The sequence below is a fragment of the Roseburia sp. AM16-25 genome (genome assembly GCF_003473825.1).
In the GTDB taxonomy this organism is placed as follows: domain Bacteria; phylum Bacillota; class Clostridia; order Lachnospirales; family Lachnospiraceae; genus Pararoseburia; species Pararoseburia lenta.
In genome coordinates this window covers 325,220-351,928 of the sequence record NZ_QUCW01000002.1, presented here as the reverse complement: position 1 = coordinate 351,928, position 26,709 = coordinate 325,220, and the positions used below count along the sequence as shown (strand labels likewise).

25 protein-coding genes, 1 pseudogene and 1 riboswitch are annotated in these 26,709 nt (G+C 47.7%); of the genes and pseudogenes, 2 read left to right on the top strand and 24 right to left on the bottom strand.

Features of this window, described 5'->3' with window-relative positions; genetic code table 11:
* Positions 1-11: 11 nt before the first annotated feature.
* The 18 genes and pseudogenes from DW183_RS05620 to DW183_RS05535 form a co-directional block, all read right to left on the bottom strand.
* Complete coding sequence (locus DW183_RS05620) at positions 12-1,040, bottom strand: cobalt-precorrin 5A hydrolase (protein ID WP_118281004.1); 1,029 nt, start codon at positions 1,038-1,040, stop codon at positions 12-14.
* The gene (gene cobM, locus DW183_RS05615; protein ID WP_118281003.1) at positions 1,037-1,795 is read right to left on the bottom strand and encodes a precorrin-4 C(11)-methyltransferase; all 759 of its coding nucleotides are present in this window, start codon (positions 1,793-1,795) and stop codon (positions 1,037-1,039) included. Before cobM ends, DW183_RS05620 begins: the two co-directional genes overlap by 4 nt.
* 4 nt (positions 1,796-1,799) lie before the next feature.
* Positions 1,800-2,912 carry a cobalt-precorrin-5B (C(1))-methyltransferase CbiD gene (gene cbiD, locus DW183_RS05610; protein ID WP_118281361.1) on the bottom strand — a complete coding sequence of 371 codons (1,113 nt, stop codon included), beginning with the start codon at positions 2,910-2,912 and terminating at the stop codon, positions 1,800-1,802.
* A gap of 23 nt (positions 2,913-2,935) precedes the next feature.
* Positions 2,936-3,580, bottom strand: coding sequence for a precorrin-8X methylmutase (locus DW183_RS05605; RefSeq protein ID WP_118281002.1), 645 nt, complete (start codon positions 3,578-3,580; stop codon positions 2,936-2,938).
* The gene (locus tag DW183_RS05600; protein WP_158573027.1) at positions 3,571-4,635 is read right to left on the bottom strand and encodes a pyridoxal phosphate-dependent aminotransferase; all 1,065 of its coding nucleotides are present in this window, start codon (positions 4,633-4,635) and stop codon (positions 3,571-3,573) included. The genes DW183_RS05605 and DW183_RS05600 overlap by 10 nt, the downstream gene beginning before the upstream one ends.
* 29 nt (positions 4,636-4,664) lie before the next feature.
* Positions 4,665-5,645, bottom strand: coding sequence for an adenosylcobinamide-phosphate synthase CbiB (gene cbiB, locus DW183_RS05595; RefSeq protein WP_118281000.1), 981 nt, complete (start codon positions 5,643-5,645; stop codon positions 4,665-4,667).
* Positions 5,642-6,283 (bottom strand): histidine phosphatase family protein, encoded by a 642-nt coding sequence (locus DW183_RS05590; RefSeq protein ID WP_118280999.1) that lies wholly within the window; start codon positions 6,281-6,283, stop codon positions 5,642-5,644. The genes cbiB and DW183_RS05590 overlap by 4 nt, the downstream gene beginning before the upstream one ends.
* Entirely contained in the window at positions 6,256-6,672 is a 417-nt protein-coding gene (locus DW183_RS05585) for a bifunctional adenosylcobinamide kinase/adenosylcobinamide-phosphate guanylyltransferase (RefSeq protein WP_118280998.1), read from the bottom strand. The genes DW183_RS05590 and DW183_RS05585 overlap by 28 nt, the downstream gene beginning before the upstream one ends.
* Positions 6,673-6,684: 12 nt before the next feature.
* Positions 6,685-7,452: an adenosylcobinamide-GDP ribazoletransferase gene (locus tag DW183_RS05580; protein ID WP_118280997.1), complete on the bottom strand. Its 768-nt coding sequence runs from the start codon at positions 7,450-7,452 to the stop codon at positions 6,685-6,687.
* The gene (locus DW183_RS05575) at positions 7,440-8,000 is read right to left on the bottom strand and encodes a bifunctional adenosylcobinamide kinase/adenosylcobinamide-phosphate guanylyltransferase (RefSeq protein WP_118280996.1); all 561 of its coding nucleotides are present in this window, start codon (positions 7,998-8,000) and stop codon (positions 7,440-7,442) included. The genes DW183_RS05580 and DW183_RS05575 overlap by 13 nt, the downstream gene beginning before the upstream one ends.
* Positions 7,997-9,088, bottom strand: coding sequence for a nicotinate-nucleotide--dimethylbenzimidazole phosphoribosyltransferase (gene cobT / locus DW183_RS05570; RefSeq protein WP_118280995.1), 1,092 nt, complete (start codon positions 9,086-9,088; stop codon positions 7,997-7,999). The genes DW183_RS05575 and cobT overlap by 4 nt, the downstream gene beginning before the upstream one ends.
* 13 nt (positions 9,089-9,101) lie before the next feature.
* Entirely contained in the window at positions 9,102-10,628 is a 1,527-nt protein-coding gene (locus tag DW183_RS05565; protein WP_118280994.1) for a cobyric acid synthase, read from the bottom strand.
* Positions 10,616-11,743 (bottom strand): ABC transporter ATP-binding protein, encoded by a 1,128-nt coding sequence (locus DW183_RS05560; RefSeq protein ID WP_243069518.1) that lies wholly within the window; start codon positions 11,741-11,743, stop codon positions 10,616-10,618. The genes DW183_RS05565 and DW183_RS05560 overlap by 13 nt, the downstream gene beginning before the upstream one ends.
* 13 nt (positions 11,744-11,756) lie before the next feature.
* Positions 11,757-12,761: a FecCD family ABC transporter permease gene (locus DW183_RS05555; protein ID WP_118280993.1), complete on the bottom strand. Its 1,005-nt coding sequence runs from the start codon at positions 12,759-12,761 to the stop codon at positions 11,757-11,759.
* Between the two features lie 11 nt (positions 12,762-12,772).
* Complete coding sequence (locus DW183_RS05550) at positions 12,773-13,921, bottom strand: ABC transporter substrate-binding protein (protein ID WP_118280992.1); 1,149 nt, start codon at positions 13,919-13,921, stop codon at positions 12,773-12,775.
* A 13-nt stretch (positions 13,922-13,934) separates the two neighbouring features.
* The gene (locus DW183_RS05545; protein ID WP_118280991.1) at positions 13,935-14,366 is read right to left on the bottom strand and encodes a hypothetical protein; all 432 of its coding nucleotides are present in this window, start codon (positions 14,364-14,366) and stop codon (positions 13,935-13,937) included.
* A 444-nt stretch (positions 14,367-14,810) separates the two neighbouring features.
* Positions 14,811-15,977, bottom strand: a pseudogene (locus DW183_RS05540) (sirohydrochlorin cobaltochelatase); the annotation flags it as partial.
* Between the two features lie 217 nt (positions 15,978-16,194).
* Positions 16,195-16,401: riboswitch (cobalamin riboswitch) on the bottom strand.
* 33 nt (positions 16,402-16,434) lie between these two features.
* Entirely contained in the window at positions 16,435-17,481 is a 1,047-nt protein-coding gene (locus tag DW183_RS05535; protein ID WP_118280989.1) for an LCP family protein, read from the bottom strand.
* Between the two features lie 117 nt (positions 17,482-17,598).
* Here DW183_RS05535 and DW183_RS05530 point away from each other — a divergent pair, with 117 nt between their 5' ends.
* Positions 17,599-18,444, top strand: a complete 846-nt coding sequence (locus tag DW183_RS05530) for a YitT family protein (protein WP_118280988.1) — start codon at positions 17,599-17,601, stop codon at positions 18,442-18,444.
* A 154-nt stretch (positions 18,445-18,598) separates the two neighbouring features.
* On the top strand, positions 18,599-20,203 hold the full coding sequence (gene pckA / locus DW183_RS05525) for a phosphoenolpyruvate carboxykinase (ATP) (protein WP_118280987.1): 1,605 nt from the start codon (positions 18,599-18,601) through the stop codon (positions 20,201-20,203).
* A 108-nt stretch (positions 20,204-20,311) separates the two neighbouring features.
* Here pckA and DW183_RS05520 read toward each other — a convergent pair whose 3' ends face one another.
* From DW183_RS05520 to atpG, 6 genes are all read right to left on the bottom strand, one after another.
* A complete protein-coding gene (locus tag DW183_RS05520; RefSeq protein WP_118280986.1) occupies positions 20,312-21,661 on the bottom strand; it encodes an ABC transporter permease in 1,350 nt (449 codons plus the stop codon).
* Entirely contained in the window at positions 21,658-22,368 is a 711-nt protein-coding gene (locus DW183_RS05515; protein WP_279220138.1) for an ABC transporter ATP-binding protein, read from the bottom strand. The genes DW183_RS05520 and DW183_RS05515 overlap by 4 nt, the downstream gene beginning before the upstream one ends.
* 18 nt (positions 22,369-22,386) lie before the next feature.
* Positions 22,387-23,751 (bottom strand): efflux RND transporter periplasmic adaptor subunit, encoded by a 1,365-nt coding sequence (locus tag DW183_RS05510; protein WP_158573026.1) that lies wholly within the window; start codon positions 23,749-23,751, stop codon positions 22,387-22,389.
* Between the two features lie 194 nt (positions 23,752-23,945).
* Positions 23,946-24,362 (bottom strand): ATP synthase F1 subunit epsilon, encoded by a 417-nt coding sequence (gene atpC, locus DW183_RS05505; protein ID WP_118280984.1) that lies wholly within the window; start codon positions 24,360-24,362, stop codon positions 23,946-23,948.
* A 29-nt stretch (positions 24,363-24,391) separates the two neighbouring features.
* On the bottom strand, positions 24,392-25,780 hold the full coding sequence (gene atpD / locus DW183_RS05500) for a F0F1 ATP synthase subunit beta (protein ID WP_118280983.1): 1,389 nt from the start codon (positions 25,778-25,780) through the stop codon (positions 24,392-24,394).
* 30 nt (positions 25,781-25,810) lie between these two features.
* Positions 25,811-26,704 (bottom strand): ATP synthase F1 subunit gamma, encoded by an 894-nt coding sequence (atpG, locus tag DW183_RS05495; RefSeq protein WP_118280982.1) that lies wholly within the window; start codon positions 26,702-26,704, stop codon positions 25,811-25,813.
* Positions 26,705-26,709 lie beyond the last annotated feature (5 nt).

Genomic DNA, 26,709 nt, shown 5'->3' with positions numbered 1-26,709 from the left:
TGCCTTTCTTCTTACTTTGATACGTTCGTCTGCCAAGTTTGGATCCGCGGGATCTGCTTTGCCAAAGCAAAAGTCATACCATCCTTTGCCTGTTTTTTTACCAAAAGCCGTCCCCCCTGCCCTGCACATGCCAGTGCAGCCCGCTCACAGACATTGGATACACCTGTCACATGTGAGACAAAGGCAGACTCGGAAAACTGCCCTTCCACCTCTTGTAAGTCATCTGCCCCATAGGTATAAAAGGGCAGATGATAAAAACAAGCCAAGGTCTCCAAGCCCATTTCTCCCTGCTTTAAGTCAATACTTGCAAGGGCAGCCACCTGATCCATGGCAATTCCTTCCTTTTGCAATTCTTCCAAGGCAAACGTCTGCAAGGCTTCAAAAGACTTTCCCTTCTTACAGCCCATGCCAAGGACATAGGGTTTATGGATCAGTTGCAGGTCTGTTTCCTGGTCCAAGGGATTGCACCCGATCCACAGATCAACATTTCCATCACTTGCCTCTACCAGATGCAGCCCTTCCGGCAGATCCTCTTTGAAAAAGGTAATCGCAGGATCAATGGCAAGCCGGATTTTTTCACCTTCCAGCAGCCTTTGGGAGATCCTGCGGATGCCAGCCCGGTCACAAATGCAAAAACCGTTTCTCCTTGCAAAGACATCCACGGCAAAGAGATCTTCCACGTCGGTCGCCGTCGTCAAAATAACCTCTGCCCCAACCCGGTCTGCTAAATTCCTCGCGATCTCATTGGCGCCGCCCATATGACCGGACAAGAGGGGAATGACGTGTCTGCCTCTCTGATCCATGACGATCACCGCACTGTCCCGCAATTTATCCTCGACAAAGGGCGCGATCAGACGCACGGCAATCCCCGTGGCTCCCACAAAAAGAAGCGGTATGTGATAGGAGAACTTGTCCCTGATCCATGCCTCCCGCGGCATATCCCCATCATAATACAAAGGACTGATCTCCTTGCATTTTTCAAAAAGATCTTCTGCCGTCTTTTGCCCCCGCTTAGAAAAGGTCATCACCCCTAAGATCATTGTTTTTTCCTCCGATATTCGGTTTCAAAGTCCGGCGCATAAAGGCGGGATCTGGCATAATTGCTGTGTGCAATGACCTGTCCCACCAATACCATGGCGGTCTTTGAGATATGATTTTCCTTTGCTACCAGTGGCAGGGTATCCACGGTACAGACAAAAGATCTTTCCTCCGGCCAGGTCGCCTTATAGATCAGCGCCGCAGGCGTATCGGCAGAATAGCCACCGGCGATCAGATTTTCCCGCAGAGTATCTAACATACCGACACTCAGATAGATTGCCATGCTCGCCTGATGCGCCGCAAGACTCCGGATCTTTTCTTTGTCCGGCACGCCTGTCTTTCCCTCCTGCCTTGTGATAATGAGGGTCTGAGACACTTCCGGCAGGGTAAATTCCAGATTCAGACCTGCCGCCGCTCCAAAGCAGGCACTGACTCCCGGACAGGACTCATAGGCAATCCCCAGATCATCCAATCGATCCATCTGCTCCCGCACAGCGCCGTAAATGCTGGGTTCTCCGGTGTGCAGACGCACCGTGTTAAGCCCCTCTTTCTCGGCATCCTCGATCACGGCAAGCACTTCCTCTAAAGTCATATAGGCGCTGTTATAGACCTTTGCGTCTTTTCTGGCATAACCTAAAAGTTCCGGGTTTACAAGCGATCCGGCATAAATGATCACATCTGCCTGCTCCAATAGATTTTTTCCGCGCACCGTGATCAGGTCCGGTGCACCGCATCCTGCTCCCACAAAATAAACCATTCTTCTATCCTTTCAGTTCCTGTAAAAGACTCTGTGCTCCGGGACTTTCTGCCAAGAGCCCATAATCTGTCGCATACATCATACATTCGATCTGCATCCCATCACCGGCACGCTTTCTCAAGTAAAATAAGATCCGCTCCATGGCACGCTCCATGGTCGCCTCCAAGATGCCTGCCTCCGACAGGAGTTTGACGCCTTCCTCCGTCGTGACTGCATCCAGAAGATCTTTTGCCGTCTTGGCATGACAGCCCGCATAAATAGCAGCCGCCGCTAAGAGTTCCATACGACAGTCGCCCTCTTTGGAATGGGTATTCATCATGCCGCCGGAAAGTTTAATGAGTTTGCCGATGTGCCCGGTCAAAAGCATTGCCTCAAATCCCATCTGCTTTGCCATATCTATAGTATCTCCGATAAAATTCGAGCACTTGACACTGCGATCCAGATCATAGTCATAGGTCTTTTTCATAAAATCCAAGCCGTAATTTCCCGGCGAGACTGCCACGGCTTTTTGTCCCAAAGCCTTTTTCTGCCGCAGTTCGACCGCAATAGTGTCTTTGAGTGCCTGCGCACTCATAGGCTCTACGACACCGCTGGTTCCTAAGATAGATATACCGCCCAGGATCCCCAGTCTGGGATTAAAGGTGGATTCTGCCAGTTTCTGACCCTCCGGCACGGAGATTTCCACCGCAAGGTCTTTGTGATAATCCAAAACATGACAGACCTCACGCATTTCCCTTTCGATCATCTCTCTTGGCACATGATTGATCGCCGCATTTCCGACCGGCTGATCCAGTCCCGGCTTGGTCACACGACCGACGCCGATCCCGCCATCGATCAGTATCCTGCCCTCTGTGCCTGCCTCTTGCCCCTCCAAAAAAGAAACTTTTGCCACCACATGTGCCCCGGTCGTAATGTCGGGATCATCCCCGCCATCTTTTATGACTGCACACTGCACTGCCCTCTCACCGCGCAAAATATCCACAATACTCGCATGAAAGGTAATGCCCTTTGGCGTAATGATATCGATCTTTTCTTTTTTTCTCCCGGTCAAAAGCATATAGCAGGCCGCCTTCGCCGCGGCTGCCGCGCAGGAGCCTGTTGTAAATCCGTTTCGCAGTTTTTCTTCCAAAGACCTACCCTCTAATCTCTGATATTGTTGCTTGCCAGATAAAGCAAGGCATTGCAGATGGCAGCCGCAATGTTGCTTCCACCCTTGCGCCCCCGGTTAATGATATATGGCACATCGCCGTCAAGGAACAATTCTTTTGCCGCCTCCACATTGACGAAGCCGACCGGAACTCCAATGATAAATGCCGGAACATAGGCTCCCTGCTCAATCATCTCGTGCAGTTCGATCAATGCCGTCGGCGCATTGCCTATAGCAAAAATGACAGGTCCGGGCAGTCTTGCCGCCGTCTCCATGCTGACAACCGCGCGCGTCACGCCGCGTTCCTTTGCCTCTTTTGCCACGGCTTCATCTGCCATAAAGCAGTGTACCTGTCCGCCCAAACGAGCCAGAGTCTTCTTATTGATGCCAGCCTTAGCCATATTGGTATCGGTCACAATATGTGCACCACCTTTGATCAGTTCCAGCGCCTGCTCAATGGCTCCCGGCGAGTAGGTCATGGTCTCGGCATAGGAAAAATCGGCACTGGTATGGATAACACGTTTGGTGATCGGCACTTCTTTTTCCGGCAGAACGATTCCCCGCTCCTTCAATTCTTCCTCAATGATCTCAAAACTCCGCTTCTCGATCTCCTGCGGTTTTACGATTTCTATTTCCATCTGACTTTCTCTCCCTTTTTGACTGCCTGCATGGTCTCCACCAGGACCTGGTTTTCTTCCCGCCTGCGGATCGCTATGCGATAAAATCCCTTGGAGAGCCCGGCATAATCACTGCAATCCCGGATCAGTATCTTTTGTTTTAATAAGGCGGCATACCAGTCTATGCTGTCTTCATAAAACAAAAGGAAATTGGCTGTCCCCGGATAGACTTTTGCGCCGAGTTCCTGCAAACTCTGTGTAAGATACGCTCTTTCCCTTTCCAGAAGCTGCCTTGCCTGCGACAGATAAGTTCCATCTGCCAAGACCTGCATGCCCGCAATGCCCGCCCTCTGCGCAATAACAGAAACATTCCATTCACTCACCTGTTCCTGCACCTTTTTTGCATCCTGCTCCTTAGGACAGAACAGATAGCCCAAACGGATACCCGGGATCGCCATGCTCTTTGTCAGTGCCTGTAAAATAAAGATATTCTTTGTCCCGGAAGATGCCTTTAAGAAAGAATTGTCTTTACCTTCTCCGGTCAGTTCGATAAAGCACTCATCGATCAAAAGTCGAATATTCATGTGCCGGCAGAGCCATGCCACTTTTGTTAAAAATTCTTGTGACAGCAGATGTCCACTGGGATTGCCGGGATTGGTCAGGATCACCAGATCCGGTGCTTCCGATCTAATGCGATCCAAAAAGGCCTCGGACAGGGCAAAATCCTCGTCCTCTTTGGTATCAAATAATGCAACATGACATCCAATACTTTTTAGGGCATAGGCATAGCCCGAAAATCCCGGTACCGGCAGGAGTGCCTTCTTTGGCATAAAAGCACGGGCAAAAGCAAGCAGCAGGTCAGATGCCCCATTGCCACAGACAATACATGCTGCGTCCTTTTGATAGACTCCGCCGATTGCCTGACGCAGTGCCTGACACTGAGGATCCGGATAGACCATGGCTTGCGTCAGCGACTGCTGCATGGCATCTGCTATCTCCTCCGGTATGCCAAGCGGATTGACATTGATTGAAAAATCCATATTCACTTCATTGCGATAACAATCTCCTCCGTGCATGCCGTTCCTTCCTATCATCTGCTATGTTCTTAAAATGCCAGGATCAGTCCCATGATCCCAAGGCACAGGAGCAGGCAAAAAACAGCCGCCCCATATGCCAGCCGGTTCATGCGCAGAATATCCTCATAGACGATCGCGCGTGTCGCATCCCCAAGTGTTGGCTTATTTACGATTTTTCCAAAATAAGAAGCGTCTCCCGCAAGCCGGATACCAAGGGATCCCGCTGCCATGGCTTCTGTCTGTGCCGAATTGGGACTGGCGTGCTGGTAACGGTCTCGTCGATAGATCCGCCATGCCCTTTTTGCATCATAGTCCTTGCCTAAGAAAACCGATGCCACCCAGAGGCATAAAGCACTGATCCTTGCCGGCAGAAAATTGACCAGATCGTCCAGTTTTGCTGCGCATCTGCCAAAATCTGAATAGCGGTCATTCTTATAACCCACCATGGAATCCATAGTATTGATTGCCTTGTAGGTAAGTCCCAGAATAGGACCGCCCAATGCCAGATATAGCATCGGTGCGATCTCTCCATCCGAAGTATTCTCCGCAACCGTCTCAATGGCAGCCTTGGCAACCCCGGTCGGGCTTAAATTCTGGGTATCCCTGCCAACGATCATAGATACCGCATATCTGGCATCTTCTAAGGTTTTATCCCGCAGGCATATATATACTTTTTTGCTCTCCTTGCAAAGACAGCGGAGTGCCAATGTCTGATAGGTCAAAAACATTTCCACCAGACATCCTGCCATAGGATGGATCCCATATGCCAAAAGCAGAACAAACGCCGTCACCAGAATAGTTGTCCCACAGACTAGTAGGACCAGTCTGCGCCCACATCTTCTTTTTTGCTCTCCCGATAAAGCCTTGGTATCTTCCTCGCCCAGATCATGCTTTTCGATGGCAGAGATCAGGCGGCCGATCCAGCGGACCGGATGGGGAAAATTGTAGGGATCTCCCATGATCAGGTCGAGGAAAAAGCCACCCACAAAGGCAATCATATGATAGATCAATCTTCCAACTCCTCTAAGGCATCCTGCATGCAGTTATCTTCTTTTAAGAGCGGCTTGAGATCCAGCAGTTTGCCGTCGTCATCCAGCGTCAGACGAAATCCTGCGCCATTGTTTACCATATATTTATAGTAGTCGTCATCAGCCAGTTGGGAAACGATGGACATGATCGTACCGCCATGAGCCACGACTGCCGATCTTTTGATCCCCTCTGCCTGCATATCGCCAAGTACCTGTGTGAAAGCATCCATGGTACGTTTTCCAAAATCCTTCATGGACTCGCCCCCCGGTATGCTGATCTTTCCGCGGGTCGCCACCCATAAAATATAAGATGGTCTGTTCTTTAATTCGGCATGGTTCTTTCCCTCAAAGACACCCATATCCATCTCGCGCAGACCGTCAACGAGTTCCGATGCCTGTCCCGGATAGATCAGTTCTGCGGTCTGTCTGGTGCGCTTCATTGGGCTGGCATAGACCTTTTCCACGGATGGATACCGCCCCAGGTTCTCTTTGATACCGGCGATCCCCTCCTCGGAAAGTGGCTGGTCTGTCCTGCCGATATAGCGCTTCTCCTTATTTCCTTCTGTTTTTCCATGACGGATCAATACGATCTCTACTTGATTTGTTGTGGTATCTGACATATGATTCTATCCACCCTTTCTGCTTTACTTGCAATCCCGATCAAAAGATTTCCGACCAGATCCCGATAGACGCGGTCTCCTTTTTGCAATGGCACGATGCCATTTCCCACCTCATCGCTGATGATGACAAGATGCCTGCATGCCCTGCAGATCGCCTCTATCCTATCCTGCATCTCATCCATCGTCATGCCCGCCTGCTGCCAGTTCCTGACACACAGATGAAAATGATCCCATAGGATGATATCCTGCGTCTGATCCCCGACCGGCAGTCTGCCATCCTCTGTAAGATCCTTTTCATCCAGACAGACGGCGTTCGGGTACTTTTTTTTGACATATGCACTTTTTCCCTGCGCCCTGCCACCAATGACAAGTTCCAGCCTTCCTTCCATTGCATTCTCCTTTTACTTTAACACAAGATAGATGCCGACCACAATCACGGACCACAATTCTGCCATACAGACAAAATAGCCCGCCAGATCTCCCGTGATTCCGCCAAACTGGCGACGGCTCATAAGATAATAATATAAAAACATCAATAGACAGGCTGCCGTGACCAAAATGCCATTCATACCGCTATAGATAAAAAGTGCGGTCACGACAAGAAGCATCTGTATCACCAGTCCGATGGATACGACCTTTGCACCGGAGGTATCTGCCTCGGTATAAAGGCTGCCCTCCTTTTTTGCTCCCGGAAAATGGATAACGGAAAGCCCACTGAGACAACGGCTGAGAAAAAAGGCAGCACTGACTGCGACCACAGCCTTTGTCCCCTCAATGACAGAAGCAAATCCAAGGGCAAGCAAGAGATATGATAGCAAGTGGATAACGGCAAAGGCACCGATATGAGGATCTTTTAAAATCTCCAGTTTTTTCTCTTTGCCCTGATAGGAACTTAGAGCATCCTTGGTATCCATAAAGCCATCCATATGAAATCCCCCGGTCACAAAGAGCGGCAAAAAAACAGCCAGCGCCACAGAAAGGATCTTTCCCACTCCCAGATAGCCTACCAGATGATACCAGGCGATCTCCAGTCCCCCGATCACAGCACCGATCCAAGGAAAAAAGAGCAGATGGTAGCGCATATCTTCCGATGCCCATACGAAATGCGGCATGGGTATCTTGGAATACATGGAAAAGGCTACGCCTATGGCTTTTGCTATTTTTCGCATATCTGTCCGCCCTCACTTTCCTCCTGCTGGCTCTTTAATGTGACCGGAATACCGACCACCACTTCTATGACTTCATCTGCCATGGCTGCCAATGCCTGATTGATACCCCCCAGTGCCTTGATATAAGATGCCATGGCATCATCATAGTTTTCTCCATCTTCAAAGATATTATTGCTGACGATCACGCCATCTGCAGTCTGCTCTATCAGACTGCCTATATCCTTTAAAATCTTGTCTACCGTTTCTTTTTCATCCCTTATGCCATCTTCCGTAAACATTTCATTTGCCAGAAGATTGGAGACACATTCCAGCATCCAGGCATCCCCCGCATCCAGAGCAATCTCCCCTAAGTCTATCGGCATTTCTATGGTAAGAAAGCCCTTTTCCCTGCGCATGGTCCGATGCTTTTCTACACGCTTTTTCCCTTCTTCGTCAAAGACGCGCATCGTCGCAATATAATGTTTCTTTTCTGCCTCCATTGCAAGCAGACGCTTTTCGGCATATGCCGACTTACCGCTTCCGCTTCCACCAATGACGAATACGATCATATCTTATCTCCGTATCTATGATAAGTCTCTACCCCTGCATCCGAAAAAGAATTAGTCTCATCATAGACCGCCTTTGCCATGGCAAGCATAGGTAACAGCATCATGGCTCCGGTGCCCTCTCCCAGTGCCATATCCGCATAAATGACCGGTGCCAGGGCAAGTTCTTTTATAAGCGCTATCGTTGCCGGCTCCCGGCTGGCATGGGACGCGATCAAAAAGTCTTTACTTCCGGGCAATAACCTTTCTGCTGCCAGGGCGGCTACCATGCTGATCAAACCATCTAAGATCAGCGGGATCTCATAGATGGCTGCTCCCATACAGGCTCCTGCCATGGCTGCAATGTCAAATCCGCCCACTTTGGCTAAGACTTCTGTAGCAGACGCCTGATAAAGATCACATCTTTCGATGGTCTTCTGAATGACCCGGATCTTTTTTTGTAACTTTACATCATCCAGCCCTGCCCCGCGACCTGTCACCTCCTCTGCCTTTTTCTGTAAAAGGGCGGCTGCGACCGCACTGGAAGTCGTCGTATTGCCGATGCCCATTTCCCCGATACAGACATAGTCAAGATTATCGCACTTGCAGGCATAGACCGCATCCAATCCGCATTGCAGAGCCTGCCGCATCTGCGTCTCATCCATCGCCGGCTCTTTGTAAAAGTCTCTTGTGCCGTGGGCTACTTTTTCATCAATGACATTGCAAAGCGTCTCCCTTGTATTGATCCCAACATCATAGACCCGGATCTGACAACCCGCAAGGCTTGCCATACGACCGACCGCCGTCTGCCCTGCGGCAATATTTTTAGCGCAGGTCGCCGTCACTTCCTGTGGGGACTGGCTGATCCCCTCCGCAACAACGCCGTTATCCGCGCAAAAGACAAGTAAGCGTCCCATGTCAAACCTTGGCTCAAGCGTCTTTTGTATAGCGCCTATCTTTGCAAGCATGGGTTCAAACTGTCCCATGCCATCCAAAGGCTTTGCAATGCCATCCCAATGCTCCATGACCTTATGAAAGATGTCATGATCCCAAGACGTCAATTTATACTCTTTTTCTAAGACCTCATCGATCCTTACCTTTTCTGTCTGCATCTTTTCTTTCTCTCTAAATAGCGGCATCCTGTAACATGGCATAGACGGCATCCATATCCATGCTCTTTCTTATGCCCTCTGCCAGCAGATCATACTGACTCTCCTTAAATGACTGATAATCCGTGTCAGCCTCTGCCTGAAGGGTCAATCCCTTTTTCTCTGCCAAAAGCCTGCACAAATCATATGCCACATCCTTATCATCAAAAATACCATGCACATATGTGCCGTAGACATTGTCTCTCTGCCCGCCGTCTCTTTCCTGGCAGACCACATCATTCTTCTGATCCAGATGGCATAAAGGCTTGATGGCATCGACTGCCATGGTCTCTCCCATATGGATCTCATAGCCATGGATCCGGTGAGAAGAAAATCCCGCCAGCGCGCCTTCCGTGATCTCCATACTGCCGCTGGTCTGTGTGCGGACTTTTTCCGGCTTTAAGACTGTCTCCATCGGAAGCAGTTCCAAGCCCCGCAGTCCTTCTGATCCGTCTGCTTTGATGACATTCTCAATCCCCTCCGGATCAGCGATCCTTTGTCCCAGCATCTGATAACCGCCGCAGATGCCAAAGACCGGTCCGTACTGGGCAAATTTCTTGACCGCACTTTCCATGCCGCTTTCCCGCATCCATGCCAGATCTCCCATGGTATTCTTGGTTCCTGGCAAAATGACCATATCCATCTTCTCAATCTCATACGGATCTCGCACATAATGAACGCTGACGCTTGCGATCTGGTCTAAGGCTGAAAAATCTGTGAAATTGGACAGGCGTGGCAGGCGTACAACCCCGATATTGATCAGATCCATGTCCTTTGGTAAAAGGCTCTCTGCTAGGCTGTCCTCGTCATCCAAGGTCACTGACATATAAGGAACGACACCGACCACCGGCACTTCTGCTTTTTCTTCCAGCATAGTAATGCCCGGCTCCAGAATCGTGACATCCCCGCGAAATTTATTGATGACCAGTCCCTTGACCCGCTTCTTTTCTTTCTCAGTCAAAAGCATCATCGTGCCAAGCAACTGGGCAAAGACACCACCCCGGTCGATATCTCCCACCAAAAGTACCGGAGCATCCACCAGATGTGCCAGTCCCATATTGACGATATCGTTTTCTTTCAAATTGATCTCCGCCGGACTTCCGGCACCCTCGATCACGATAATATCCGCCTTTTCTTCCAAACGTCCAAAGGCTGCCACGATATCCGGCACCAGATTTTTTTTGTAAGAAAAATAGTCTCTCGCTTCCATATTGCCAAGGACTTTTCCCGCCACGATGACTTGTGAGCCATGGTCGTTGGTCGGCTTTAGGAGGATAGGATTCATGTCTACGCTCGGCTCTATGCCTGCTGCCTCCGCCTGCATGACCTGGGCGCGCCCCATCTCCAGTCCCTCCTTGGTAATAAAGGAATTGAGTGCCATATTCTGTGACTTAAAGGGAGCTACCCGGTAGCCATCCTGGGCAAAGACACGACAAAGCCCTGCGACCAGTAAACTTTTTCCCGCATTTGACATGGTTCCCTGCACCATAATTACTTTTGCCATGGTTTTTCTCCCTCTCTGATCCATTTGCCCTGCTCTTTTGCATAGGAAAGCAGCTCCTTATTTGCCTGATTGAGTGGTCCAAAAGCATCCAGCGTACAGATGCAATAGTCGCAGTCATCGATCCATTTGCGCGCCTGCGCCATCTGCCGGATCTCGATCGGATAAAAGGCAGGCGTTGTCACAAGCGCACTTGCCAGTGCCTTTGCCGCCTTATACTCGACATCCCCCTCGGATAAGATGCCTGCCGCAAAGGGGATCTGGTCTCGCTGTAAGGTATAGTAGGCTGCAATCCCACTGCCGCCGCCCCCGATCACAAAGACCTTTGGCTCTCCTTTTGCCTTCTGCAAAAACATACTGCCGGATACGACATCATAAGCCTGAGCGCTGACCCCATATAGGCATGCAATGGTATCTCCGCAAAAGATCTCCTCCGGTCTGCCGATCTTTGCTATTGTCTCTCCATCCACACAGGCAACCAGATCTGAAACTTTTTGTGCCAGATCCAGTTCATGCAAAGACATAACGACCGCCAGGTTTTCTTCTTTTACCATATTTCGTATGGACTGCAGGATCTCTAATTTATAATGCATATCCAGATAAGACGTAGGCTCGTCCAAAATCAATATCTTTGGTTCCTGACAGATCGCCCTGGCAAGCATGACGCGCTGTCTTTGTCCGTCGCTGACCTTGGCAAAAAGCCGGTCTGCCACCTCAAGTGCATGCAGACTTTCCAAAGCTTTCTGGACTTTTTCCTCGTCTTCCTTTCCCAATACCCCAAATCTGCCGGTATAGGGATAGCGTCCGGTTGCGACCACATCACGACAGGTCATCAGTTCCGGCGAGATCCGCTCTGTGGTCACCATGGCCATCTGTTTTGCCAGCGCGGCATCTGTATAGGCATCCATCGTCCCCTCGGCCAGATAGACCTGACCTGCGATCGTCTTTAATTGTCTCGTGATACTTTTTAAAAGGGTCGATTTGCCGGATCCATTGGGTCCGATCAAAGTCAGGATCTGTCCCGGGCGCACCCAAAAGTTTACATCTTTTAAGACACTCTTTCCCTCATAACCGACAACCAGATCACTGGCCCGGATGCCTTGCATTTTTTCTTCCATATATACCTCGTTTCTATGCCCGCGCATCCTCTCTTTTGACCATCATGACGATGACGACCGGCACCAAAAGCACAGCCGTCACCGAACTGATACTGATCTCTGTCGGGGCGAACAGGCTTCTGGCAATGCCATCACAAAAAAGGGTCACGGCCGCTCCTCCCAAAAAACAACCCGGGATCAGATAAAGCGGTCTTGCCGTTTTCATCGCCTGCTTGACCAGATGCGGAACGGCAATCCCCACAAAGGAGATAGGTCCCGCAAAGGCTGTCACACAGCCGGACAAAAGGCTGGATAAAAGAATCAAAAGGATGCGGAGCAGACGAATGTTGACGCCCATGTTTCTGGCGTATGCTTCTCCCATCTGATATGCTCCGATCGGTTTTGCCATAAAAAAGGTGGCTAAGACCGTAAGTGTGACTAAGACGACGATCATGCCTACATCCTTCCAGTCCGTACCGGAAAAACTGCCCATAGACCAGTTATGGAGGTTGACGATATTGGAATCTGACGCGAAAGTCACCATAAAGTCTGTGATAGCGGAACAGATATAGCCGATCATAATACCACACACGACCAAAAGCGACATCTTCTGTACGCGCATGGATAAGAGCAGGACAAAGCCCATGGCAAGCAAGGAGCCGATAAAGGCTGCCGCCACCATGCCAAGGGAGGATATCTGCATGCCTCTTTCCAAACACAGGATCATTGCCACGGCAACCAACATTTTCGCTCCGGAAGAAATACCAAGCACATAAGGACCTGCAATAGGATTTTGGAAAAAGGTCTGGAGCAGGAAGCCGGATACCGCCAAGGCTCCTCCCAAAAAGAGAGCCGCCAGAAGGCGGGGCATGCGAATATCCCACACAATATGATAAAAGGTGCCTTCTCTTGTCTGGCGGAGCAATACCTGCCACATCTGCATGCCATCCACCGACACACTGCCGGAAGTGGCATTCCAGATCACCAGCAAAAACAAGGCTATGATAAGACCTGTCATTGTCACGATAAATCGTTTCATCTGTCTTTTCCTCAGTTCAATTTCTTTAAATAGGTCAGGTCTGCATCCGCATCCCCAAGGACATTATGCATGTCCTCCACAAACTCTGCCATACCGGTCGACTCTTGGAAAAAGTTCTTGCCGGTGCAATAGACATTGCCTTTTTTTACGGCGTCAAACTGCGCAAACAGGCTGTTTTTTGCCAAAAGTTCGTCTATGCTTGTGATCTCTCCTTCGATCGCACTGTTGTAGATCAGAATATCTGCACTCTGTGCGGCATTATAAAAATCTTCCATCTGCATATTCATGGTCGAAAGTGCATTTTCTTCCTCGGGAACCACATCTGCCAAAGCATAATTGCCGCCCGCCATGGTGATCATCTGGGTAATGTAATCTCCGGGCTTTCTGACATTGATGGCTCCACTGGAATTGACCGAGAAAAAGGCGACTGTCTTACCGGTATTTGCCTGATCAAGCAGTGGCGTGATCTGTTCCACCTGGCTGTCAAAATAAGCGTTTGCCTCATCCAGAGCATCAAACAAAAGACCATAGAGTTTGATCCACTCCAACCTTCCCAAAGGATGCGTTTCATAGGACGACCGCTCGACCAGCACCGGAATGCCCAGTTCTTCCAGTTTTTCTTTTACTTCCGGTGTGTGATAGATCATGGTATTTTCGATGGCAAGATTGCAGCCTTCATTTAAGATGCACTCATAATCCGGGGCACTGTACTTGCCGGCATAGATCATATTGCCTGCCTCGATCGCCTCTTTTGCCTCTGTGATATACCAGTCCTTTGCCTTGGAGCCGGACAAGCGGATATAAGATATGCAGTCTAACTGACGGATCAGGTCCATGACCGAGGTCGACACCAGATAGGTCTTATCCAGTGGCTGCTGCAAAGCCACGACATCTTCCGGCAGATTCTTTGGTAGGTCTTTGCCCTCCGGCACCAACAGAAAGCGCTGGTCCTCTCCTATGGTGATCAGGGAATAATCTCCATAATATTCCACCTGATACTGGGTCGCATACGCCAGCGTCATCTGACCTGTTTTCTCTAAACTATCAAAGGCTATCTTGTCCGTAGTATCAGACTGACTCTGCACGCCACATGCGCCCAGAGTCAGCATCATAACCACAGCAAGCAGCAAACTGATCCATCTTTTATATCTCAATCTCATCTTGCAACGGTTCCTATTCTTCAATGTCTATTAACGAAAAATTCAAGGTATATTCAATCTCGTGTGGCTGGCTCATAGCCGTCGTATCACCCACAACAGATAATGGCTGATCCAGATCGTCTACCGGTATCGTAAAGGTCGAACCCTCTCCGTCTGCCGCCTCGTTTAAATACTTTTCTCCACCGACCAGCATATAGTCATAATGACTGCTGCTCCAGATGATCGTTGCGGTGATCTTACCGTTCTTGACCGTGATCTGTGTCGGGGAAACGACCGTTGCCCGTCCAGTGCCGCCTTCTAATGTCACTTCCACATTGTAAGTGCCATCCGCCAGGCTATCGTCTTTTTTTGTGCCACATCCCCATAAGGAAAGCAGTAAAAAGACAGATAAGAGAGAGACTGCCAGTCCTTGTTTTATATGTCCTTGTTTTCTCTGTACTTCCATGATGTCTTACTTCCTTATATCAAGTAATGTCTACTGTGGACTTGCAACGCTGACTTTGTGATCGTACCAGGTACCCTTGGTTCCAAGAAGTGCCAGATCAAATTCCTTGTCCAGATATGGTACCGGAACATCAAATCCATTAACTTCTTCGGTAGATCCGTCGCTATAAGTAACGGTATCACTTGTTGGCTGCAATACGTTCTTGCTGTCTTTTTCGGCATCCGCTGCAAGTCCTTCATAAAGGTTTACAATTTTCTTTGAGGTAAGAGAAATATGAATGGTCATCTTACCGTCTTTTACAGTCAACTCGCCCAGATCATTGTTTGCCTCATTGACATGAAACATACTGCTGTCTGTTGTAAACTTTGCCTGATAAGTACCATCTGCAAGTTTTGTTGTACCTTCTGCGTTTGCTGCAAGGTCTACAATAAGGCCAGTAGATGCAATAGCATCCTTTGTATGGTGTACATAAAGCTTTTGAATTGCTTCGATTTCGCCAAGTCCTGAAATCTGACATTCTACAGAATCAAACGCCTTAGAAGCCTCAAACTGGCTCTTCCAAGAATCATCATCATCCCCTGCCATATCGTTATTTGCATGATCTCCGGCTACCACCATCAGTGGGCGAAGGATAACTTTCTTGTAACCTGCTTCCTTTACAGCCTCGATCACGCTTTCACAAGCGGTCTCTTCCGGCTCGCCCTCTACGGTTCCGATAAATACATTATCATAACCAAGGTCTGCCATCTGAGAAGCCATCTGGGAATAAGAGATCTTTGCTGTATGAGAAGTACCATGTCCCATAAATACAAATGCAACGCCGTCTTCCTTTGCAGCCTCTAAAGAATCATACTCAGCCGTCTTTACAGCCTCTGCTGTGATTGCTTCTGCAACTGCCTTCTTGTCAGCATTGACAGTTGCTGTATCCTCTCCAACCTCACCAAGAAGTGGCTCTGCAACCGTTACGGAATCAAACTTATCCTTGTATTCATTTACTGCTTCTACTAACTCATCATACTCTGCACCATGCATAAGGTGTGTCGGCTGAACAACTAAGTTCTTAACGCCATTGTCTACAGCACGCTCTAATGCCTGATCCATATTGTCGATCTTTTCGCCATCTCTTGCCTGCACATGGTTGATGATGATCTGTGCTGTAAAGGCACGTCTTACTGACCAGCCCGGATTTGCCTCTGCGATCGCCTTTTCTACACCACCGATGTCTGCGACACGGCTATCGTTAAAGGATGTACCAAAACTTACAACGAGGATTTCATTCGCGCCGATGTCATCCTGGTTCAAAGGATCATCCTTAGATGCATCCCCGGTATCTCTTCCAAAATAATCCGGATCTGCATTCTCACCACTGACAAGTTCTTTCTGTGCATCTGTCAAAGCATCCCATGCCTTCTTGGCAGCCTCGCACTGCTCGTCTGTCTTGTCTGTTCTCTCCTGCACATAAATGGCATCGATCAGATCTGCAACCTTATCTGCTGCTTCCTGATCGCTTGTGGTATTGTCTGTCTTTGCGGTATCTTTGTTACCACAGCCAGTCATCATACCAAAGGCCAGCATACATACCATCACGAGTGATACTACTTTTTTCTTCATTGTCTTCCTCCTAATTTTTATCGCTTTTCCATAGGTAGGACGCAGGGCATACAGATCTGAAAAAGCGACACTAAAAGAAAAACTCTGTCCTATTAATAATTAAGAACAGAGTAATCATCAAATATTATGTAAACAAATAAATCCGCACACAAAAAGATATGCAACTTGCTTGCGTTACATAAAACAGTACGACCAATTACTCGTGATCCGGAATGACTCCTGTACCAAACAACTGGCAGGTTTCCTGGCTGAAAGATCATCACACGGCTTTTACCTTCCCAATGCAAGGCATCAGTGGCATAAAACAAAAGCCGCACTCCCTAATCACAGTGACGAGATCGTACAGGAATCACACCTGTTTCCCTTTTAACCCTTTCTCAAGCATAAAGATCCTTGGAAGGGCACCAATTATTTCTCTATGAAATTCGATTTATTCTATCACATTCTACCCTGTATTTCAATCCCAAAGTCGCGATCCGTCTCCGTCGCCTGCCCCATAGCCGGTAAAGTCGATCAGACCATCAGAGATCTTCTTGAGGCTGTCCGGTGCCTGATACTCGCTGTCTTCGTAAAGTTCCTGATGCAGTAGCACGACATTGGACTCTAAACTGCAAGGAACAACTGCATCCCCTATGCTGTCGCCAAAGCGGTCTGTAGTCTTGGAAAATGGGAATCCCTTGGTCTCGCCCAGATCGTAATCCATCATATTCTTAGCAAGATAAAGGAGTTGATCCATGTCTATGCTGGTATCGACATCCGGGAAGACACCCGTGATCAAAGATGCCAGTTGTGTCGGACTGGCGCTCTTTGCCTTGGCAATGATCTGGGTCAAAACAGTACGCTGCCGCTCCGTCCGCCTAAAGTCATCGCCTGCGGTAGAACGGATCCTGCAATATGCTGTCGCCTGCACACCATCTAAATGCTGGCTTCCGGCAGAGACCGGATTGGCGTCCTTTCCCACGATGGCTCCGACTTCTCCGATATAGCCACCGTTCATGGCTTCCGCTTCTGCATCGGTCAGTTCGATATCAATGCCATCCACCGCATCGACCGCGGCTACCAGCGCCATAAAATCGACTGCTACATAATCCGTGATGTTCAGATCCAGATTGCGGTTTAACATGGCAAGAGCACTGTCAATGCCGCCATGATTGAAAGCATAATTACATTTGCGGAAGGTCTCCTCGCCATCAACATCCATCAAGGTATCGCGATATACTGAGACCAGTTCCACCTGCTTGGTATAATTATTGATGTTGCAAAGCATGATCGTATCGCTGTTGCCGCTGTCAAAATTGCCGTTGGAACGGTTGTCCACGCCGAAAAAGGCAATGGTCGTATAGCCGTCTAACATGGCATCCGTTTTTTCATCCTTTCCGCTGTTGCCAAGAAAGAGATAGGCGATCAAAAGAGTGATCGCTGCTAAGAGGGCGATCACAATGATCGCGATCCGCTTTTTGTAGGACATTTTCTTCTTTTTCTTTTTGTTTTTTCTCTCTTCCATCCAAACCTCCCGTATCCTGCAATTTTTTCTATAGTTTATCACATCTACTATGGAAAAAAAATGAAAAAGTGTATAAAATATAAGCGTTACATATAGAAAAGGAGTTCTTGATTTACCATGAAATACAAAATACAAAGCCTTATCATGATCACCCTGAGTACCTTTATCATGGCGGTCGGCGTTTACTTTTTTAAATTCCCGGACAATTTCTGTTTTGGCGGTATCACAGGTTTTGCTACCGTGGTCGCCAAAGTCACGCCCATCAGCGCATCCAATTTTACCTTTATCGCCAATACCATCCTGTTAGTCATCGGCTTTATCTTTTTGGGAAAATCCTTTGCCCTAAAGACGACCTATGCCAGTATGCTCTTATCCGTCTTATTGGTCTTTTTTGAAAAATGGATGCCTCTGACAAAGCCCTTATCCAATGAGCCTATGCTGGATCTGATCTTTGCCATTGCCCTTCCCGCCATCGCATCTGCCCTTCTCTTTAATATCGGCGCTTCCAGCGGTGGAACGGATGTGATCGCCATGCTTTTGAAAAAGTATACCAATATGAAAGACATCGGTATCGCCCTTTTTGCCACAGACCTCATCATGATCCTGGTTGCCTGCTTTGTCTTTGATCTAAAGACCGCCCTTTACTCTTTTGTCGGTCTTGCCGTCAAGTCCTTCATGATCGATGACATCATCACCACGATCAACCTGCGCAAATCCATTACCATCGTCTGTGATGACAAGGAGCCGATCTGTAGTTTCATCACCGCTAAACTCAACCGCAGTGCCACCATCACAGAAGGCGTCGGTGCTTATACCAATGGAAAAAAATATATCATCTTTACTTCCCTCTCCCGCACCCAGGCTGTGGAACTGCGAAATTTCATCCACGATCAGGATCTGCAGGCATTTATGTCTGTTTCCAGCACCAGTGAAGTATTTGGAAAGGGTTTCCATTCTCTTTAAGCATCTGCACGTAAAAATGGATTGTTTTTTACGTGCATTTTTCTTGATTTTGTGAGGGATTATTGTATAATATGATGAGGGTACTTTGAAATGTCTATTTTTTAACAAAGTACATCTACTATTTTCAAATCATACAGAAAAGAGGTTAAAAGAAATGGCAGAAATCAATTTAAGCAAGTATGGTATTTCCGGAACCACAGAAATCGTTCACAACCCTTCTTATGAAGAATTATTCAAAGAAGAGACCAAGCCGGAATTGGAAGGTTACGAAAAGGGTCAGGTCAGCGAACTTGGCGCTGTAAACGTAATGACAGGTGTTTACACCGGACGTTCTCCTAAAGACAAATATATCGTTGTTGATGAGAACTCTAAGGACACTGTATGGTGGACAAGCGATGAGTACAAGAACGACAACCATCCAATGGATGAAAAGACATGGGAAGCTGTTAAAGATATCGCTAAGAAGGAACTTTGCAACAAGAGATTATTTGTTGTAGATGCATTCTGCGGTGCCAACAAGGACACCCGTATGGCTATCCGTTTCATCGTTGAGGTTGCTTGGCAGGCTCACTTTGTTACAAATATGTTCATCAAGCCAACCGCTGAAGAATTAGAAAACTTCGAGCCTGATTTCGTTGTTTACAACGCTTCTAAGGCTAAGGTTACAAACTACGAAGAATTAGGACTCAACTCTGAGACATGTGTAGCCTTCAACATCACAAGCCGTGAGCAGGTTATCATCAACACATGGTACGGCGGAGAAATGAAGAAGGGTATGTTCTCTATGATGAACTACTATCTTCCACTTAAGGGCATGGCTTCTATGCATTGCTCAGCAAACACCGACTTAAATGGTGAAAACACTGCTATCTTCTTCGGTCTTTCCGGAACAGGTAAGACAACACTTTCTACCGATCCTAAGCGTCTTTTGATCGGTGATGATGAGCACGGTTGGGATGACAACGGTGTATTCAACTTTGAAGGCGGATGCTATGCAAAAGTTATCAACCTCGACAAGGAATCTGAGCCGGACATCTACAATGCGATCAAGCGTAACGCTCTTCTTGAGAACGTAACACTGGATGCGGATGGAAAGATCGATTTCGCAGACAAGAGCGTTACAGAGAACACTCGTGTTTCTTATCCGATCAACCACATTGAGAACATTGTACGTCCTATCTCTTCTGCTCCTGCAGCAAAGAATGTTATCTTCCTGTCAGCAGATGCATTTGGCGTACTTCCTCCAGTATCTATCCTGACTCCGGAGCAGACACAGTACTACTTCTTATCAGGATTTACTGCAAAACTTGCCGGTACAGAGCGTGGTATCACAGAGCCTACTCCTACATTCTCAGCTTGCTTCGGACAGGCTTTCTTGGAGTTACACCCAACCAAGTATGCAGAAGAACTTGTTAAGAAGATGGAAAAGAGCGGCGCTAAGGCTTATCTTGTAAATACAGGATGGAACGGCACAGGCAAGAGAATCTCTATCAAGGATACTCGTGGTATCATCGATGCTATCTTAAACGGTGACATCAAGGATGCTCCTACAAAGACAATTCCTTACTTCAACTTTGAAGTACCTACAGAACTTCCGGGTGTTGATCCAGCGATCTTAGATCCTAGAGACACATACGCTGATGCTTCTGAATGGGAAGAAAAGGCAAAAGACCTTGCTACAAGATTTAACAAGAACTTTGCTAAATACGAAGGTAACGATGCTGGTAAGGCACTTGTTTCTGCAGGTCCTCAGTTATAATTTCTTTAACCGATCAAATACAGCAAAAAGGATGTAAGCGAAATGCTTACATCCTTTTTTATATGAGGGACGTTCCTTTTGCCATAAGGAGTGTCCCCACTGTGAAATTTATTCGTATCTGAGTGCATCGATCGGCGACATGTTTGCTGCCCTCTTTGCCGGATAATAGCCAAAGACTACACCGATCAGCATAGAGAATACAACCGATATGATAATGGCTGTGATCGATGGACTGACCGTCACATGCAGCATGCTGCCCAATTCCTGCTCGTAAGAAGATACCAGCATACCTGCCACCTGCGACAAAAGAAATCCGTTTAAAATACCGATCACGATACCAATGACACCGCCCATAAGGCAGATCACGACCGCTTCCGTCATAAACTGTCTGCGGATGCTCTTATTCTTGGCGCCCAGCGCCTTTCGGATACCGATCTCTCTGGTTCTTTCCACCACGCTGACCAGCATGATATTCATAACACCGACACCGCCAACGATAAGGGATATGGCAGCGATAACAGAAATGGCGATCGTCAGTACATTTAAGACCTGATCGATCTGTCCCAGTTCCGATGCCATGTCGTAGCATTGCAGTTCAAAGGTACCATTGGCGCTGAAATACTTCTGGTCGAAATAAGTTGCGATATCCTGTGACAAGGCTGTTGCATCTACACCATCTTTTGCCATGATATTAAAAGATTGCAGATCATTCTCCATACCATTCGCCTGATTTGTCTGGGCTGCATAGGTATAAGGGACTAAAATAGGCGTGACCGTATCCTTTTCCGGTGTCTTGGTATCGATTCCACTGCCCTGCTTTCTGGCATCATAATGATAAACGCCAACAACGTAGAACTTCTGTACCGTACCATCCTCATCGGACTGCACCAAGATCTGTCTGCCGATGGGATTCTGTCCGCCCCAGGCATACTTGACATAGAGATCTGATACAAGAGCAGTTGCTTTTGCCTGTTTATTATCCGCGTCACTGATATCACGTCCGGCAATCAAAGTCAACTTGGAGGATGAAAGATAGCCCGGTGTCACTCCGTTGACGGATACTTTCGCACTGCTCTTATCCCCTGTACTGCTGGCAGCAGAAATCAGCATTTCCTCCACAACCACAGCCTCTACCCTATCAGCAAAGTCCGTCTGAAACTCTGACAATCTTTCATATGTCAACTGCTCATCTTTCGTCATTTCCGGATATTGCCAGGCTTCCCACTCTGCATCCGTTTCAAATTCCGGCGTGATCGCACTGACATATGCATAGATCAGATTCGTACCACCAAGTTCGCGCATCGTTGACGCAATCGTTTTTTGCAAAGAGTTTCCGATCGTTGTAATCGTAATCACGGCACTGATGCCAATAATGATACCCAGCATAGTCAAAAAGGAACGCAGTTTGTTGGATTTCAAACTTTCAAAGGAAAGACGTATACTTTCTGTTATATTCATTCCATCTCACCTCCCAGTTCCTTATCTGCGATAATGCGGCCATCTGAAATCGTAATCATCCGCTCTGTTTCATGTGCCAGTTCCTGACTGTGGGTGATGAGCACGATCGTCTTATCCTGTTCCTCATGCAGACGATGGAAAATATCCATGACCAGATGTCCGGTCTTGGAATCCAGCGCTCCCGTCGGTTCATCTGCTAAAAGTATATGGGGATCATTTGCCATAGCACGTGCGATTGCCACACGCTGGTTCTGTCCACCGGACAATTCATTGGGTTTGTGATCCGCTCTTTCTTCCATACCAACCAGTGCCAAAAGTTCCATCGCACGCTCTCTGCGCTGCTTTGGCGGCATGTTGGCATACATGAGCGGAATCTCTACATTGCGCACCGCGCTCATGCGGGGAATCAGGCAAAAGTTCTGAAAGACAAAGCCGATCTCCTGATTGCGGATATCGCTCAGTTCTTCATCCTGTAACTTGCTGATATCCCGTCCGCCCAGAAAATACTGTCCTTCCGTCGGTCGATCCAAAGCACCGATCATGTTCATCAGGGTGGATTTACCGGAACCGGATTCCCCGACGATCGATACAAATTCGCCCTGAAAGACTTTCAGATCGATCCCATGCAGAATCTCCAACTCATTGGGCTCCCCCTCATAATAACGTTTCACGATGCCTTGCATATCAATGACGTTTGTTCTTTCCATAAATACGCCAGCCCCTTTCTAATTTGATGTAGAGAACGTCGTCACTGCGCCATCATCGGAAATTCCAAGATCTGTCTGTTTCTCCGGGAAATACAGATCATAAGATTCTCCTTCCGATACATCATATGGATAATTGATAATGCTGTCTCCTTCCTTTAGGTCATCGGAAGAAACAGCCGTATAATAATCATTAGAGATACCGGTTGTCACAATCACTTTCTTGATCTTATATTTTCCGTCTTTTCCTTCTTTACCAACGAATACATAAGAATTCCCGTCATCGTCTGTTGCGATAGAATCATAAGGAACCGCCAACTGCTCTCCTTCTTCATTCAGCATGATCTCCACATTGACTGACATTCCAAGTAAAAGTGGTGTTCCAGGCTCCAGCGTGATCGTCGCACTGTAGCCGCCGGAAGATGATGAAGATCCATCGCTTCCTGCATTCTTGGAGGCAAAATTGACGACCTTATCTACTGTACCGCTAAAGACCTGATCGCTGCCGATCGCATCCGAAGTGATAGATGCCTTCTGACCCTGTGCCAGTTTCAAAATGTCTTTTTCCTTGATATTGACATTGACCATCAAAGAACTGTCATCCTCAATCCGCATCAAAGATCCGTTGGTCGGAATACTTCCCTTGGATACATTTAACTGGGTGATGACACCTGACTGTTCTGCCACTACGGTCAGATTGTTCAACTGCTGATATAACTTGGTCAGATCGGAAGATCCGGTGTCTGCTGTTGTGCCAGCCGCGTCCTCCAAAGCCTCCTGTGCAGATGCCACGGCTGACTGTGCGGCATCATATTCACTCTGGGCGCTTTGTAAGTTTGCCTGTGCCTGTGCTAAGGCACTTGCCTTTTCCTCGGCTGACTGGTCTGATGATCCCAAAAGATTCTGGATGGTCTGATAATCATTTTGTGCTACTGCGACCGCTGCTGCCTTTGCATTTGCCTGTGCCTGCGCGGTCTCTACGGCACGCTGTGCTTTTTGCTTCGTGCTGTCACTGGCTTTTTTTGCAGCGGAATTCTGCTTTTCCAAGTCTGCAATCTGCTGGCGGATCTGCTCATCATCAAAGGTGCAGAGCACCTGTCCCTTTTCCACATGATCTCCCAGAGATACGTTGAGTTCCTTGATGGCACTGGAAACCTCTGTCGTAACCTCTGTCACGTTGCTACTCTCCACCGTTCCACTGGTACTTACGGAACTTGACATGTCCTGCTTTTGCAGGGTAAATGCCTGTATGCCACTGTCCACCTGCGTGATCTCACTGGCACTCTGTCTCATACGGTGCACAAGAATCCCGATCACGATGGCAATAATCACGATCACTACAATCGCAATCGTTAGTTTCTTATGCTTTTTGATCTTCTCTAACATAGCCCACTCCTTATGTATGAATCTAATTTTGAAAATGCCCCGCATTTCCTATTCTTGTTTTTCATTATAACGTTTTAGAAGTACAAACGAAATATAGAAATCCTTTATTATTTCTTAAATTTTCTTAAGAAATGGGCAAACCAAAAGGGACGCTCCTTGTGTCAAAAGGAACGTCCCTCAAATCATCTGCTATGCTATTTGCCGGCGGTCGCTTTCAGACGAGCCATGGCTCTTGCCAAAGATGCGCGTGAGTGATAATACTCATGGATGCTCTGCTTCTGACGAAGCTGCTCCTCAGCTCTTTCCTTGGCTTCTCTGGCTCTTGCCACGTCGATCTCCTCCGGTCTTTCTGCTGTCTCCACCAAAAGGGTCACACGGTTGTTGACGATCTCAACAAAGCCCATGCCGACAACTGCATATTCCCAGTTCTCACTGCCCTCCGGCTGAAAACGCATCTCGCCATCATCGATCGCGATGACCATGTCCTCATGATGGGCTAAGATTTCCTTTTGTCCATCATATTCCGGCACGATCAAAGAGCGGCATCTGCCCGAATAAAAAACACGGTTTGCAGATATGATCTTTAAATAAAATGTATTACTTGCAGCCATAACATTTCACCTTTCTGCCAGCAGAAAAACTACTGCATTGTCTTTGCTTTTTCAATGACATCCTCGATCGTACCGACATTGAAGAATGCATTCTCCGGATACTCATCCATCTCGCCATCAATGATCGCCTTAAAGCCACGAACGGTCTCTTTCAAAGGCACATAAACACCCTTGACACCGGTAAAGTTCTCTGCTACATGGAATGGCTGAGATAAGAACTTCTGGATCTTTCTGGCACGGAATACCGTAAGTTTATCCTCGTCTGCCAGTTCTTCCATACCAAGGATCGCAATGATATCCTGCAATTCCTTGTACTTCTGTAAGATCTCCTGTACCTTTCTTGCTACCTCATAATGCTCCTCACCGACAATATCCGGCTCCAGAATACGAGAGGTAGATTCCAATGGATCTACGGCAGGATAAATACCTTGCTCTACGATCTTTCTGGAAAGTACGGTCGTTGCATCCAAGTGTGCGAATGTAGTTGCAGGTGCCGGGTCTGTCAAGTCATCTGCCGGTACATAGACCGCCTGCACGGATGTAACGGAACCATTCTTGGTAGATGCGATTCTTTCCTGTAATTCACCCATTTCTGTAGCCAATGTCGGCTGATAACCTACGGCTGACGGCATACGTCCTAAGAGGGCGGATACCTCAGATCCAGCCTGTGTGAAACGGAAGATATTATCAATGAACAAAAGCACATTCTGATGCTTTTCATCACGGAAATACTCTGCCATGGTAAGTCCTGTCTCTGCAACTCTCATACGTGCTCCAGGTGGTTCGTTCATCTGTCCGAACACTAGGGCTGTCTTTTCCAGAACACCAGATTCCTTCATTTCTGTCCAAAGATCGTTACCTTCACGGGAACGCTCTCCAACACCGGTAAAGATAGAATATCCGCCATGCTCGGTTGCGATATTGCTGATCAACTCCTGGATCAGTACCGTCTTACCTACACCGGCGCCACCGAACAGACCGATCTTACCACCCTTTGCATAAGGAGCAAGCAGGTCAATGACCTTGATACCGGTCTCTAAGATCTCCTCTGCCGGGTTCTGTTCTTCAAATGTTGGCGGCTCTCTGTGGATCTCCCATTTTTCGCCACCATCTAACTGCTCGCCACCGTCGATCGTCTCGCCCAAGACATTGAACAAACGTCCCAAGGTCTGCTCGCCAACCGGTGTCTTAATGCCACTGCCTGTAGCAATAACCTCCATATCACGGGAAAGTCCCTCGCTGGATGCTAGCATAATACAGCGGACAGTTTTATTGCCAATATGCTGTGCGACTTCCATCACACACTTCTTGTCACCATTTTGTACTTCAAGTGCGTCTCTGATTGCCGGCAGATCTTCATCCTGAAATTCTACATCGACAACAGGTCCCATCACCTGAACGATTTTTCCTGTCTTCATCAAAAAGCCTCCTTAATCTTAGCTTTTCCCTTATTTTTTACGTTTTCGCTTCTGTGACTTTGCACCAGCGATCACTTCTGTAATTTCTTGTGTAATTGCAGCCTGTCTTGCTCTGTTGTAAAGGATATCCAATTCATGCAGCATATCCTTTGCACTCTTAGATGCTGCTTCCATCGCCATCATACGGGCATTCTGCTCGCAGGAATAGGACTCTACCAGCGCACCATATACGAAGCCAACGACATAGTCAGGAACAATACGATCCATCACTGCCTCAGCAGAAGGACGAAGTGCCAGTTCCTCATGCGGGATATCGATCGGCAACTTCATATTAAAGTCCGTCTTTTTCAGCGGTAAAAGCTGCAGGATCTGGGTTTCTTCCTGCACTGCATTGACCATGGTCGTGTATATGATATAGACCTCATCCAACTTTTCTTCCTGGTACATCTCGATGATCTCTTCGGCAATATTTCTCGCACGGTTCAGCGTTGGATTTTGCACGGTATAATGGAACTGCTTTTCAATTTCAATCCCACGCTGTTCAAAATAATGACGTCCCAGTTCTCCCAGTACGAAAAGTTCGTGGTTTGGATGCGAAAGCAAATGCTCCTCTGCCAGTTTCAAGACATTGTGATTATAGGAACCTGCCAAACCCTTATCCGCCGTGATAACGATATAACCGACCTTTCTTTCTTCCATCGGCTTATCTTCGTTGGACTTAAAGTAGATATCCTCCATGTCCGGAAGATGTCGCAGGATTCGGCTCATTTCCGACTGCAACGTAAAGAAATAGGGTTCCGTATCTGCCAGCATCTTCTTTGCCTTCTTCAACTTGGAAGAAGATATCATATACATGGCATTTGTGATTTTTAATGTATCATTGATACTTTTGATACGATCCTGTATCTCCTTCGTATTTGCCATAACAA

Bases quoted from the DNA above. Each gene is read 5' to 3' on its own strand.
- atpG (WP_118280982.1), bottom strand. From the start codon at position 26,704: ATGGCAAATACGAAGGAGATACAGGATCGTATCAAAAGTATCAATGAT.
- cobM (WP_118281003.1), bottom strand. From the start codon at position 1,795: ATGGTTTATTTTGTGGGAGCAGGATGCGGTGCACCGGACCTGATCACG.
- atpC (WP_118280984.1), bottom strand. From the start codon at position 24,362: ATGGCTGCAAGTAATACATTTTATTTAAAGATCATATCTGCAAACCGT.
- DW183_RS05575 (WP_118280996.1), bottom strand. From the start codon at position 8,000: ATGATCGTATTCGTCATTGGTGGAAGCGGAAGCGGTAAGTCGGCATAT.
- DW183_RS05550 (WP_118280992.1), bottom strand. From the start codon at position 13,921: ATGAGATTGAGATATAAAAGATGGATCAGTTTGCTGCTTGCTGTGGTT.
- pckA (WP_118280987.1), top strand. From the start codon at position 18,599: ATGGCAGAAATCAATTTAAGCAAGTATGGTATTTCCGGAACCACAGAA.
- cobT (WP_118280995.1), bottom strand. From the start codon at position 9,088: ATGCAGACAGAAAAGGTAAGGATCGATGAGGTCTTAGAAAAAGAGTAT.
- DW183_RS05510 (WP_158573026.1), bottom strand. From the start codon at position 23,751: ATGTTAGAGAAGATCAAAAAGCATAAGAAACTAACGATTGCGATTGTA.
- DW183_RS05605 (WP_118281002.1), bottom strand. From the start codon at position 3,580: ATGGAAATAGAAATCGTAAAACCGCAGGAGATCGAGAAGCGGAGTTTT.
- DW183_RS05555 (WP_118280993.1), bottom strand. From the start codon at position 12,761: ATGAAACGATTTATCGTGACAATGACAGGTCTTATCATAGCCTTGTTT.
- DW183_RS05620 (WP_118281004.1), bottom strand. From the start codon at position 1,040: ATGATCTTAGGGGTGATGACCTTTTCTAAGCGGGGGCAAAAGACGGCA.
- DW183_RS05600 (WP_158573027.1), bottom strand. From the start codon at position 4,635: ATGCACGGAGGAGATTGTTATCGCAATGAAGTGAATATGGATTTTTCA.
- DW183_RS05560 (WP_243069518.1), bottom strand. From the start codon at position 11,743: ATGGAAGAAAAAATGCAAGGCATCCGGGCCAGTGATCTGGTTGTCGGT.
- atpD (WP_118280983.1), bottom strand. From the start codon at position 25,780: ATGAAGACAGGAAAAATCGTTCAGGTGATGGGACCTGTTGTCGATGTA.
- DW183_RS05520 (WP_118280986.1), bottom strand. From the start codon at position 21,661: ATGAATATAACAGAAAGTATACGTCTTTCCTTTGAAAGTTTGAAATCC.
- DW183_RS05515 (WP_279220138.1), bottom strand. From the start codon at position 22,368: ATGGAAAGAACAAACGTCATTGATATGCAAGGCATCGTGAAACGTTAT.
- DW183_RS05545 (WP_118280991.1), bottom strand. From the start codon at position 14,366: ATGGAAGTACAGAGAAAACAAGGACATATAAAACAAGGACTGGCAGTC.
- DW183_RS05565 (WP_118280994.1), bottom strand. From the start codon at position 10,628: ATGGCAAAAGTAATTATGGTGCAGGGAACCATGTCAAATGCGGGAAAA.
- DW183_RS05585 (WP_118280998.1), bottom strand. From the start codon at position 6,672: ATGGAAGGAAGGCTGGAACTTGTCATTGGTGGCAGGGCGCAGGGAAAA.
- DW183_RS05590 (WP_118280999.1), bottom strand. From the start codon at position 6,283: ATGTCAGATACCACAACAAATCAAGTAGAGATCGTATTGATCCGTCAT.
- DW183_RS05535 (WP_118280989.1), bottom strand. From the start codon at position 17,481: ATGGAAGAGAGAAAAAACAAAAAGAAAAAGAAGAAAATGTCCTACAAA.
- DW183_RS05580 (WP_118280997.1), bottom strand. From the start codon at position 7,452: ATGCGAAAAATAGCAAAAGCCATAGGCGTAGCCTTTTCCATGTATTCC.
- DW183_RS05530 (WP_118280988.1), top strand. From the start codon at position 17,599: ATGAAATACAAAATACAAAGCCTTATCATGATCACCCTGAGTACCTTT.